Source organism: Nocardia sp. NPDC046763, assembly GCF_040645495.1.
Taxonomy (GTDB): domain Bacteria; phylum Actinomycetota; class Actinomycetes; order Mycobacteriales; family Mycobacteriaceae; genus Nocardia.
In genome coordinates, this window is sequence record NZ_JBEYYI010000002.1 from 428,467 (window position 1) to 440,679 (window position 12,213).

The following is a 12,213-nucleotide window of genomic DNA, read 5'->3' on the forward strand; positions in this document are numbered from 1 at the left end:
ACAGCAGATGCGTCTGGCACGGTTGCTGATGGTAGCTTCCCCGCCTCCCCGAGACTTGGCACACGGCTTGGGAGCCGTGGCTCCTCCGCCTCCCCGAATATTCGGCGGGCGGCAAAGAGCCGTTGCCGGAACTGCACCCGTGCCGGCGGTCGGGTGCCGAACCGATTCTGGGCGTACCCGAGGAGTTACCCCGGACCTTGCGAAATCAGTCGTCGCCTTTCACTTGACCTTGATGGGTGAATCCTTGGCCAGGCCGGAGCGGGACTGGACGGTCACGTCCAGGGTCGGCTTGAAGTTCGCATCCGGGACATACGGGGTGAACTTCTCGAGCGAGCCCCAGTCTCGCGCCCAGTCGTGATTCAGGTACGACGGCCGGGTCTCCGACTTGAGCAGCAATCCCGTCCAGCCCAGTGGGCCGCCGCCGATGTCGTCCTGCCAGGCATTGGAGGCGTCCTGGCCGACGCGGTCCGGCAGAATGCGCCATTCGGGCACCTCGGCCACGCCGTCGTGGTGGTCGAAGGGACGCTGGCACGGGAAGGCGAGGCCGACGTGCCAGTCCTCCAGCACCGGAGCACTGTCGCCGACGAGGGAATTCAGGTTCTGCAGCCGGGGCAGCCGGGGCGGGGTGACGGCCAGCCACTGACGCGGGGTGATGTCGGCGTCAATGAGCACCAGGCGAATCGCGTTGGCGCCCGCGGGAATCTGATCCAGCGGCACGCGCAGGTTGCGCCAGGACGGGCTCGGGCCGATATCGATCGGCCGGATCTGCCCGGTATTCGTGACGGTGCCCTGGGCATCGCGGGTGCCGTACTCGACGAACAGGTCCTGCCCGTAGGTCTCGACGCCGTCCTTGTTGAAGGACCGGATGCGCCCCGCGGCCGTCACGACCAGCACCTTGTAGGCGGGATCAGTGCGTACGCTGTTCAGCTTCTCCGCGTTGTACCACTGTGTGGTGAGCTTCGAAACCTGTTGTTCGCCATCGCTGTAACTGCCCTCGACCGGGGTCCTGGCCGGGTCCAGGCCGAAGGGCAGGGCGACAGAGCTGCCGTTGATGCCGGTCTCTTCGCTCTTGCCGCCGCCGGTGCCCGCGCCGGTGGTCTTGGACGTCTTGTTGCCGGACTTCTCGTTCACCGAGTTGGCCCCGCCGGTGACGGTTTCCTCCGCGTCCGCGGTGAGGTCGGAGGCGACGCCATTCGGGGTGAACCCGGTGTTCTCGGCGGACAGGCCGTCGGCGTCGGATCCAGTCCAGGGGTGCAGCAATGAATCCGCGGTATCGGTCTCCACCAGTACGTCATTGGCCAGTGCGCACGAATCACCCTGCAGTGCACGCAGATTCGACTCGGCAATGGAGTAGGCCGGGTACTGGCCGACGGCCGCCTTGGCCAGCGACAGCACCTCGAACAGCACCAGCGCGGCCGCCGCGATGGTGAGCGGCATGCTGGCGAACTTGCCGAAGCCGCGCACCGGTTTCGGCTGCGTGTACGGCTCGCGGAAGTGCTGGTAGGCGGCGATGAGCAGGCACAGTACGGCCAGGCCCAGGAACAGCGTGGAGAAGCCCTTGCCGGCGATGAGCGGCGCCTTGTCGAACCACGGCACGCCGTAGCTGGACACGTACCACCAGCCGTTGGACCCGGTGAAGGTCATGGCCAGCAGGAAGAACACCGCGGCGGTGAACAGCGTCCGGTTGCGCGGCGAGCGAATCCCGTTGACCCCCACCGCGACCGCGGCCAGCGCCGCCACCGATCCGGCCAGTCCGGCGTACACGCCGAAGTGGTGGGTCCACTTGGTGGGCGTGAACATCATCAGGAACAGCGACATGAAGATGATGCCCAGGATCCGCGCCGACGGCCCGCGCGAGGTCCCCGGGATGCGGCCGTTCTTGCGCAGCATCACCATCACGCACACACCCAGGCACAGCAGCATGGCCAGGATGCCGAAGCGGCGGGCCAGCGAGCCGTCGGGGGAGAGCATGAGCAGTGCGTCCCAGCGCGTGCGCTCGTCGAACCAGGCCACATTGGGGCCGATGAGCTTGCGCACCCGGGTCGCCTCCATGACCGAGGCGAGGGTCTGATCGCCGAAAACCACCACCAGCACCAGGGTTCCGGCGGCCACGCCGGGCGCCAGCAGCGCGCCGTAACGCAGCAGCCAGGACCCCGGGCCCTTGGCGCGCTCGAGGACGACCATGAGCACCGGTCGCGCGCCCGCGATGAGCGCCGCGATGCAGATGAGCCCGGTCGGCCCGGCGGCCAGCGAGAAGGCCGCGATCAGCACGCCCACGGCGGCGGGCAGCAAACGCCCGGTGGCAACGGCCCTTTCGATGGAGCACCAGGTCAGCAGCGCGCCCGCGGCGATGAGCGGCTCCGGGCGCAGGCCGTTGTCGTAGGGCATCCAGGCGGCCAGGAACACCAGTCCCGCGGTCCAGATGGCGATGGTGTCGCGTCGCACTCGTGAACCCAGGCGCGGCAGCACTTCCCGGCTGATGACCAGCCAGCACACGATGCCCGCCAGCAGTGCGGGCAGGCGCATCCACGGGCTGGAATCGCTGATCCGGGTCATCCAGGCCAGCACCTCGTACGGCCAGCCGAAGGGCGCCTCGGCCACCCCGAACCAGCGGTAGTAGTTGGCCATGTAGCCCGAAACCTTCGAGGCCCGAGCCATATTCAGGATGTAGCCGTCATCGGAGGTGTTGGCGCCGATGAGGTGCCACACCAACAGCGTGCCCAGCACCGCGACGTCGGCGAGCCGCACCCGCCACCAGTGCGCGGGCAGGAACCGGCGCGGCTTGCGGCCGTCGGAGGTGTCCAGCAGGTGCAGTGCGTAGAGGGCGAGCAGGGTGAAGAGCACGGCGCCGAGCGTCGCGATGCGCTTGAGCCAGGTCGGGCTGGAGGTGAAGCGCGCGTCGATATCCACGGTGGCGGTAGCGTTCCCGAGCTGATCCCGCTTCAGATCGGTGAACAGGCCCACCACCTGCGGCCGGGTGTCCCCGCCGACGCGGCCGGCGAAGGGCGTGCCGTCCTGGCGGTGCACTCCGGCGAATTCGACCCGGGTCTCGGCGGCGTCCGAGTGCACGGTGATCGCCGTGCAGTCCTGGATCTCCGCCGCCGGCGCACTGAGCAGCGGAATCAGCCGCACCAGTACCGATACCGTGCGTCCCTTGCCGGGCTCGTCGGTGACCTTGACGACCAGGCCCTTCGACTCGGCCTGCCCCGAGGCCGCGGGCACCGTCGAGAACAGCGTGCCGGTCGGCAGTTCCCGCAGCACCTGGCACGGCAGTGTCACGTCCAGCTGCAACGGCACGTACGACACCAGCGGCGCCGCGACGTCGGCCGTATCCCCTTGCGGCCAATGCAGTGTCGGCCGGTCCTGGTTGACCGGCAGGATCGGCGTGATCACCGCCAGCAGGAATCCGAGTAACCCGGACACCAGGGCGAGGATGCGGATGCGGTGGAACGCTCGGGAGTCTGCGCGCACGAGCACCGACTCTAACCATCGCGTCCGCGGCGGCTGCACATCTCCCGGCGTTCCGGCCGCCTCGAAGCGGCTGACCTGTAGCCGAATCGGCGGATGTCCGTCAGGATGGTTGTTATCCGAACTGGGCGTGGGGCCGGGCCGGAAGATGAAGAGGAAGCATGACCGAGCTGCGACCTGGCGAAATCATCGCCGGGTATGTGATCGCGCGGCGAATCGGGGCCGGGGGTTCGGGCGTCGTCTACGCGGCCCGGCATCCGCGGTTACCCCGGCTTACGGCCCTCAAGATCTTGAAACGTGACGACGTCGTCGACGACGACGAGGTCTGGCGGCGTTTCGAGCGTGAGGCCGATATCGCGGCCCACTTCGACCACCCCAATATCGTGCAGGTCTACGACCGCGGTGTCGCCGAGCACCAGTTCTGGATCTCCATGCAGTACATCGATGGCGTGGATGCCGCTGAACTGCACCATGTTTCGCCCGACCGGGCCCTGCGCATCGGCACCGAGATCGCGGCCGCCCTGGATTACGCGCACGGCAAGGGCGTCCTGCACCGGGATGTGAAGCCCTCCAACATCCTCATCGCCGATCCCGACAGCGGCCGCCCCGAGCGCGCCCTGCTCACCGACTTCGGCATCGCCCGGCTGCGCGACGAGACCACCAAACACACCCATACCGGAAATATCTCCGCCACTTTCGCTTTCGCATCACCGGAGCAGGTGAGTGGCCGGCCGGTGGGCCCGCGCTCGGACCAATACTCGCTGGCCTGCACGCTTTTCGTGCTGCTCACCGACCGCCGGCCGTTCCGCGCGGACAATCCGCTGGGCTGGGTGCACGCCCACACCCGGGAGCAGCCGCTGCGCCCGAGCGCGGTGAATCCCGAGCTGCCGGCTGCCATGGACAAGGTCTTCGACCGGGCCATGGCCAAGGATCCCGAGGACCGCTTCGACAGCTGCGCGGATTTCGCCTATGCCGCCACCCAGGCGTACTACTCCGATCCGGCCCTGGCGGTGACCGCGGCAGCCGGTCTGCGGCCGCATCCAGTGCCCCGGCACATCCGGGGCTGGGGCCGGAAACCGCTGTGGCAGCGCGTCTTACACCGGCGCGTCCTGGTCCCGGTGGCGGTGGCCGCGGTGACGGCCGCCGGCGTGGGTTTCGCGCTGCACCAAGTCGATTCGCCACCCGTCCGGTCCGGGCCGGGCCTGGTGCCGGACACGTTCGTGGGCACCTGGCTGGCCACCGAGGGGCAGACCAACTACCGGCTGACCGTGCAGCAGGCCAAGATCGGCGATCCGGTGCTGTCCAATCGCGTCGACGGCGTGCTGCCCGACGGTTCTCCGTTCCACTGCGAATTCTCCGCGCCACTGGACCGGGTGCCCCGCGAGGGCGACCGCCTCATCATCGGCACCTCCGAGATCGTGGTCCGGGAGCCGGCCAATGCCTGCCGCGCCAACGGTCCCACCACCCTCACCCTGCTGCCCGACGGGCGGATCAGCCGCAAAACCGATGTGAGCGGGCTGATCACGTACAGCAGTGCGGACGCACTGGTCTCGTCCTGGGGGCGCGACGACTCCGCCATCGCCCGCGCCTTCCCCAGCCTGGTCGGGCAGCTCGCCTCGACCGGCACCGCGGTGGGCTGGCAGGGCGGGTCCTGCCGGCCCCGGGATCCGGGTCCGGGCGAGGCGGCCCAGGGCGCGCATCGCGTGCTGTGCAATGGCGACGACGGCACCGGCCAGGTGCACTTCGACGTCTTCGACTTCGACACCCGGCCGGGCAGTTCCGTTGCCGCGGTCTTCTTCGACAACAACGCCCGTGTCACCACCCGCACCCACGAGGACGTGGCGGGCGCATTGACCGTCACCACGGCTGCCGGCGTGGACCCGGCCGCCACCCAGGACACCGAGGCCCACCGCGCGCTCGCCGCCGTCTCCTTTCCCGACGGTGATCCGAGATCGCGCTTCGTCATGGTGCTGCGCTGGCCGGGGCACACGGTGAACAGCCTCCTGACCGACTGGCTCGAAAGGGCTCCCCTGAAGTAGGTAGGTGCGCGACCATGGCCGATCTGAAGCCGGGCGAGGACATCGCCGGATACGTCATCGAACGCTGGATCGGGGCCGGGGGTTCGGGCACCGTCTATGCGGCGCGGCATCCCCGGCTACCGCGCCTGGCCGCCCTCAAGGTCTTCAACCGGGACGAGGTGACCGCCGACGCCGAGGGCTGGCGGCGCTTCGAGCGGGAGGCCGACATCACCGCCCGATTCGACCATCCGAACATTGTGTCGGTCTACGACCGCGGCCTCGACGACGGACGCCTGTGGATCGCCATGCAGTTCGTGGAAGGCCCTGATGCGGACAGCCTTTCGGGTCTGGCTCCCGAGCGGGCGCTGGGCGTCGGCGGCGGCATCGCCTCCGCCCTGGACTACGCCCACGGCAAGGGCGTGCTGCACCGGGACGTGAAGCCGTCGAACATCATGCTCTCCCCGGCCGAGGACGGCCGCCCGGAACGCGCTCTGCTGACCGACTTCGGCATTGCCCGGCTGCGCGACGAGACCACCCATGTCACCAAGACCGGGGACATCTCCGCGACCTTCGCCTTCGCCTCGCCGGAGCAGGTGTCGGGCCGCTTCCTGGATCCGCGGACCGATCAATACTCGCTGGCCTGCACGCTTTTCGTGCTCCTCACCGGATCCCGGCCGTACCTGGCCACCGATCTGGCGGGGCTGATCTACGCGCACACCAGCACACCGCCCCTGCACGTCACGCAGGTGCGCCCCGACCTGTCGGCGGGCTTCGACGCCGTCTTCGACCGCGCGCTGGCCAAGCATCCGGACGAAAGGTTCCCCAGCTGTACGGATTTCGCCGACGCCGCCTGGGCGGCGTGGCGAGCGGCGACCGCACCTACCGTGCTGAGCGCACCTCCGACCGTGCTGACCGCGCCGCCGATCGGCTTCGTCACCGATCCGGCCGCGCTACGCTCGCCCCGCACGGACCCGACGGTGCTGCGTTCCCCGCACACCGATCCGGCCCTGCTGCGCTCACCCCGTACGGATCCGACTGTGCTCGGTCCCGGGCGCTACTACACCGAGCCCGGCGCACCCGCGTACGGCGTGGCCTACGGTGCGACCAGCGGATCGTTGGAAGACGCTGCGCCGCACCGGCATCGGGTCCCGGAACCGGCGCGGACCGGGTCCGGGATGGGCCGCGGCGTGCTCACCGGGCTGCTGGCGGTGCTGGCCGCGACCGTGATCGCGGGCGGCGCCATCCTGGTGACGGTGGATCTGGAGAGCCACGGAAGAACAAGTGGCGCACCGGTGTCCGCGTCGGTGCCGACCGTGGCGACCGCGATGTCCACCGGCGGGCAGACCCCGATCGCCGCCGTGCCGCCCTCGACTCTCGCGGGCCGGGTGCCGGGCGACTTCATCGGTGAATGGGCGGGCACCAGCGACGCCAATGCCGACGACTACCGCCTGGTCATTCGGCAGGGCAACCTGAACGACGATGTGGTGACCTCCACGGTGCTGCGCGACAACCGGCCGATCTGCGTCTTCGACTATCGCCTGCTGGGCGTTTCCGGCGCCGGCGACATCACGGTCGGCGCCGGCACCCTCGTCTCCGGCGGCTCCGGCTGTAACCCGCAGAGCACCCACGAACTGCTGTTGAGCAATGGCAGGATCACGCGCACGCTCTCGACCAGCGGATACGTGACCTACACCCGGGTCGGCTGACTACGCCGGAGCGCTCGCGCCCACCAGATCGCGCACGTCCCAGAGCCATACGCCGTCGACGTATCTGGCCGGGAAGCCGATCAGCTGGTCGACGGTCAGGCGCAGGGTGTCGCTGTTGTCGGTGGGCGGCAGCACCACCGCGTCGGCCCGCCAGTAGCGCAGATCGGCCAGCGCTTGGGCCCGGGTGGCGTCGTCCACCACCGGAATCGTGTTGGACTGCTGCGCCTTCATCAGCAGGCTCGCGGTGGGCCGGTCGTCCGGGCCGTAGCGGCCCTTCTTGGAGGTGCCGGTCGGACCGACGAAATAGCCTCCCGCGAGCGGGAACTCGAAGCCCGATTCGGCCTGCCAGTGCAGTGCGCGGGCATCCGGCGGGGTCGGCGGCGGCGCGACCACCACCGAACCGTGCGAAACGTATTGGCGCACCGTGCCGTCCGCGAAGAAGTCGGGGGTGGGCGGGCGCTGCACCACGGGCAGGATGGTCGGGGTGAGCGGCAGCAGGGCGAAGGCCAGCGCGCCGAACAGGCCCAGCGGCCGCCAGTCGGTCGCCGAGACCTTCCAGTAGTCCAGGGCACGCTGGGTGGCCAGCGCCAGAATCAGGGCGATGGCCGGAATCGCCGCCATGGTGAAACGCGACTCCAGCACCGAATTCAACAGCGGCACATCCTCGAGCCGCTTCCACGGCAGGGTGATGCCGGTGTTGCGGCGGCCGATCATCAGGGTCGCGCCCAGCGACAGCACGGTGAACGCCACGATCACCGCGGCGGCCGCGCGCACCGCCCGCTCCCGCCACATGAGCACGGCGGCCACCGCGACCACGATCCACAGCGGCCAGCCGAAGTACGAATTCTCCTCGGTGGGATTGATGGCCACGTTCTGCCCGTGCGAGAACATCCCGCCCAGCGACTCGGACGGGAACTGGAACAGCGCCTCGAGGTCGTTGTTCATCGGCCCGTGCTCGATGGATCGGTAGGACTGCGGGCCGAAGAACTGCCACCACAGCGGAATCTCGGTGAGCGCCACCGTGATCAGCGCGGCCAGCAGCACCGTCGGGGTGATGGCGCGCAGCGCGCGCAACCCGGTGCGTGGGGTGTGCAGGTGGTAGACGAGCGCGAAAACGCCGAAGGACAGCGCGAAGATGAGCAGCGGCTCCTCGCCGAGCGCGATCTGCAGGGCCGCCAGCAGGCCCAGCACAAAGCTGTGTTTAATTTGCCCTCCGCTTCGCTCCGGGCGGGTTCGCGGCGCTGAAAGTCTCGTTCTTCCCTCCTCCGCTCCTCCGCTTCGCTCCCCCGCTCCGTCAGTCCAGAACGAGACGCGCCGCGAACCATCCAGGCGCCGGGTCATGCGGATCAGCTGCAGCACGATCAGCGGAAGCAGCGCCAGCACCACGAAATTCGGGTGTGCGTTGCCGTGCGAGATCATGGCCGGGGCGAAGCCGCAGAACAGACCGCCCACGGCCGCCGCGAATTTCGACGCCACCAGCTCCCGCGAGAACAGCCAGTACCAGGCGAACGCGGTGCCGAACAGGCCCAGGGTGAGCACCAGCACGAAGGTGACGGTCGGCCCGAACACCAGGGTGACCGGGGTGAGCGGCACGCCGACACCGAACATGGCGGTATTGGCCATCATGTTCACGCCGTCGGGATAGTTCTGCAGCATGGAGCCCAGCGGGTTCTCCAGATGCGCGACATTGTGGGCGGTGACCGCGAAGAACCACTCCCACATGGTCTGGTCCTGGCCGCTCTTGATCAGGTAGCCGCGATCGGTGTGCAGCCACTGACCCGACAGCACCAGCACCGCCAGCGACAGATAGGCCGCGGCGATGATCAGATCGGCGCGGGCCAGCCGGATGCGGCGGGCGACACGCTGTGGCCGAGAAAGCCTGGGGCGAGCCGTTTCCGGGGCGGCGCGGTCGAGCACCGCTACCGCCGAACCGCTGTCATCCCCCGGGCTGGATGCCCACCCCTGTGTCACGCGCAAACTCCTCGCTGCCTTGCAACGCAAACGTTCGGGTGCCTTGCAATCAGCGGCCCACGCTACCGGGTTCGACCGAGATCGCACTGGCAAGTCGCGAAGTTATCCACAGAAGCTGGCGTTTATCCACAGAAACCGGAGGATTTTTGGGGATAAGTGATCCTCGTCTCGCGCTGGTGGTCAGACACGCACCACCAGGGTGAACGGTCCGATATCGGTGATCCGGTAGTGCGCGTCGTCGAACAGCGCCTTGGGAAAGGACATTGTGAACCGCTTCACATTCGGGTCGTTCGGGTACACGTCCTGCGAGAGCCGCAGCGTGTAGTCGTCGCCCGACCGCCGGAACAGGAAGGCATCCGGCGCGCGCCAGCGGCAATGGTTCAGCGCGTCGGTCAGCTCCTGCGGCGTCTTCAGCGTGCTCCAGCGCTGGATTTCGGCGGTGCGCGCCGCGAAGTCGGCCAGCGGGTTCGCGTAATGCGAAGTGAGAGCCTGGAATCCGTAGTACGGGTAGATGGCCAGGAAACTGGTGTCCGCGGTGAGCACCACGCTGGCGTCGCGCGGCCGGCCGGTCTGCTCCAGCAGTTTCGCGTCGACCTCGCGGTAGTTCGACACCGCCGACGGCGGCCGCGCGTCGGCACGGAAGCCATTGCCGTCGGTATCGGTGTAGGCGGTGGTGATCTCCGCCGCCAGCACCGTCGGAATGCCCTGGCTGAACCCGATCGCGCCGGCCATCGCGACCGCCGCCGCGGCGATCCGGAACCGCCCGGGCTCGTTCAGCGCCCGGTAGATCGCCCGCGCGCCCTCGGCGAAGGCGAACACACCGGCGGCCGACAGCAACGCCATGAGCGGGGCCTCGAGCCGGAACGACAGCAGTGTGGTCCCGGCCGCCGTGGCGGCCATGGACAGCAGACACCACAGATAGATGGCGACGACGCCGATGCCGAGCGCCTGTGCGCGACGCGAACTGGCCGCCCGAAGTGCCAACCAGATGGTCCCGGCCAGGCAGAAGACGCCGAGCAGATCGAATTCGGTCATCGGCAGCGGCAGTCGCGACCCCGTCTCGGGCAGATAGTGGAAGGCGGAGCCTGAGCCGAGGGATGCTTTGCCGGACAGGAACTTCAGCAGGAAGGGCGTCCACACGGTGAGCGCCAGCAGACCCGCCACCGCGCCGATTCCGATGAGCCGCAACAGGATCGGCGCGATCGCCCGCCAAGTGCGCCGGGCCCGGATCGCGAGTCCCGCAGCGATCACCGCCATGAGGCACACCGCGAACACCGCGACACCGAAGTACAGGCTGTAAAAGGTTGCGGCCAGCCCGAGGAACAGGCCGGTACCCAGCATGGCGCCCCACCCGCCCGCGGTCGGTTCCGTCGCATCCCCGCCGACCTCGGCCGGCCGGTGCAGCGCACCCCAGGCCAGCACCAGCGAGGGTCCGAGCAGCAGGGTGAGTACCGCGCTGTACGCCTCGGGGGAGCCGTAGGCAAGGGTTACCGCCGTGGTCGTGGCGGCGACCGCCACCGCCCAGTCCGCCCGGATCAGGTTGGACCACAGCACAAGAGCGACAACCGCCGCCACTGCCAGGCCGATGATCGCGAAGGGCTTGAATGCCTCCCACCCGGCCATTCCGGTCAGACTCGCGAACCGGCCCCCGATCCAGAACCAGCCCGCGGGGTAGAACGGCGGCAGGTCGATGTAGTTCATATCGTGCAGCGCCGCACTGTCGGTCAGCCGCGTCAGATACTGCGTCCGGAACTCCTGGTCCACCGACATCCCGAACAGGTACAGCTTCGTCGCGGCCAGCGGCATGCCCAGCGTCACGGTCACGAAGGCCGAAAGCCCGCCCCAGGACAGCACTTTCGCGAGCCGGAGCCACTTGTGCAGCCGCAGCAAGACGACTGCGACCACCAGCACGGCCAGCGCGACCACCTGCCCCACGGTGGTGAGCGCGCGAGTCACATTGGAGGAGTTGAACGCCGGCCAGTGCACGGTCGCGAACGCCTCGAGCCCGATCGCCGCCACCGCACCCGCCACCACCGCGGCGAGCACCGCCTCCCCGACAGCCCCACCGGCCTGCCGCGCCAGCACCCCCATCCGCCCGCTCGACCGCTCGCTCATCCGCACCCTGCCTCCGCATTCGTGTCCATGGACCGCGCGTCAGCCTAGTCAGTGCGGTGCACTCGAACATGACCACCGGGCTCGACCGGCGGATCGCGAAAGATGGGTTCCCGGTCGACTACAGGTCGAATCGGGCGTTGAGCGCGGCTTTCACTCGTGACATCTCGTCTGCGCTGAGTCGGCCCTTCGATTCGGTGAACCAGGCTTTGTCGAACGCCGCGATGTCGTAAACCGCGACGGTCAAACCTGTTTCCTGAACTGGAACCGCCAGCAGTTTCATCGCTTCGGGGACCTCCCGGTCGGGGCGGACACGTGCGGCGAGTACGCGCTGGCGCTCGAGCATCGCAGGCACTGCGTCGAGGATGACGACTGTCGCTTCCTGTCGGGTCAGTGGGCTGACCGCGATCCAGATCTGTCCCTGGGTGATCGACGTCGGGCCGGTCACTCTTCGAACCCCTGCGGAAACTCTTCGGCGAGGCTCGGCTGCGGGTTGCGGAGCTCGAACTCGGCGAGTTTGCGCAGGTCATCTTCCATTAGTCGCTGACGTACGGCGCGGGCGATGTAGTCCGACACGTTTCCCGCTGCGGACTCGCGCAGCGCAGAAGCGAGTTCGTCCGGCAGGGAAATCGTCAGCTTCGTCATACAGCCAAGGATACAGTGCAAGGCTGTACTCAAGGGTGGCTTCGTATCGCATCGAAAGATTCAGCCCGTTCGCCAGTCTCCGATATCTGCGCCCTCATCCGGAGCGTTTGCCTCGATCAGGGCAGCACGGATCTTTCTCGGCTCGGTGATCGGCTTCTGCTCGTTCGATGTCCCACTCGCGCGCGATTTGGAAGTATTGCTCGAAGGCTGCGGCTCGTACTTGCCGCTCGTCGGGTTGCGGCTCAGGCATGGTGGGAGCGTACGTCCGTCTGTCCATGGATGTCCGGGGTCTT

The 12,213-nt window shown here is 68.5% G+C and carries 7 protein-coding genes; 2 read left to right on the top strand and 5 right to left on the bottom strand.

Features of this window, described 5'->3' with window-relative positions:
• Positions 1 to 219 precede the first annotated feature (219 nt).
• The gene (locus ABZ909_RS04775; RefSeq protein ID WP_356996246.1) at positions 220 to 3,471 is read right to left on the bottom strand and encodes an arabinosyltransferase domain-containing protein; all 3,252 of its coding nucleotides are present in this window, start codon (positions 3,469 to 3,471) and stop codon (positions 220 to 222) included.
• 158 nt (positions 3,472 to 3,629) lie between these two features.
• On the opposite strand from ABZ909_RS04775, the gene ABZ909_RS04780 reads away from it, so the two are divergent.
• A complete protein-coding gene (locus ABZ909_RS04780) occupies positions 3,630 to 5,507 on the top strand; it encodes a serine/threonine-protein kinase (RefSeq protein ID WP_356996247.1) in 1,878 nt (625 codons plus the stop codon).
• A 14-nt stretch (positions 5,508 to 5,521) separates the two neighbouring features.
• Positions 5,522 to 7,192, top strand: a complete 1,671-nt coding sequence (locus ABZ909_RS04785; protein ID WP_356996248.1) for a serine/threonine-protein kinase — start codon at positions 5,522 to 5,524, stop codon at positions 7,190 to 7,192.
• Here ABZ909_RS04785 and ABZ909_RS04790 read toward each other — a convergent pair whose 3' ends face one another.
• The 4 genes from ABZ909_RS04790 to ABZ909_RS04805 all read right to left on the bottom strand — a co-directional run bounded on the left by ABZ909_RS04790 (position 7,193) and on the right by ABZ909_RS04805 (position 11,920).
• Positions 7,193 to 9,040: a DUF6541 family protein gene (locus ABZ909_RS04790; protein WP_356996328.1), complete on the bottom strand. Its 1,848-nt coding sequence runs from the start codon at positions 9,038 to 9,040 to the stop codon at positions 7,193 to 7,195. It abuts the gene before it with no gap.
• Positions 9,041 to 9,343: 303 nt separating this feature from the next.
• Positions 9,344 to 11,254, bottom strand: coding sequence for a galactan 5-O-arabinofuranosyltransferase (locus ABZ909_RS04795; RefSeq protein WP_356996329.1), 1,911 nt, complete (start codon positions 11,252 to 11,254; stop codon positions 9,344 to 9,346).
• 142 nt (positions 11,255 to 11,396) lie between these two features.
• Positions 11,397 to 11,723, bottom strand: coding sequence for a hypothetical protein (locus ABZ909_RS04800; protein ID WP_356996249.1), 327 nt, complete (start codon positions 11,721 to 11,723; stop codon positions 11,397 to 11,399).
• The gene (locus ABZ909_RS04805) at positions 11,720 to 11,920 is read right to left on the bottom strand and encodes a hypothetical protein (protein WP_356996250.1); all 201 of its coding nucleotides are present in this window, start codon (positions 11,918 to 11,920) and stop codon (positions 11,720 to 11,722) included. The genes ABZ909_RS04800 and ABZ909_RS04805 overlap by 4 nt, the downstream gene beginning before the upstream one ends.
• Positions 11,921 to 12,213 lie beyond the last annotated feature (293 nt).

Coding starts and splice junctions, on each gene's coding strand:
- ABZ909_RS04780 (WP_356996247.1), top strand. CDS start 3,630: ATGACCGAGCTGCGACCTGGCGAAATCATCGCCGGGTATGTGATCGCG.
- ABZ909_RS04785 (WP_356996248.1), top strand. CDS start 5,522: ATGGCCGATCTGAAGCCGGGCGAGGACATCGCCGGATACGTCATCGAA.
- ABZ909_RS04795 (WP_356996329.1), bottom strand. CDS start 11,254: ATGGGGGTGCTGGCGCGGCAGGCCGGTGGGGCTGTCGGGGAGGCGGTG.
- ABZ909_RS04805 (WP_356996250.1), bottom strand. CDS start 11,920: ATGACGAAGCTGACGATTTCCCTGCCGGACGAACTCGCTTCTGCGCTG.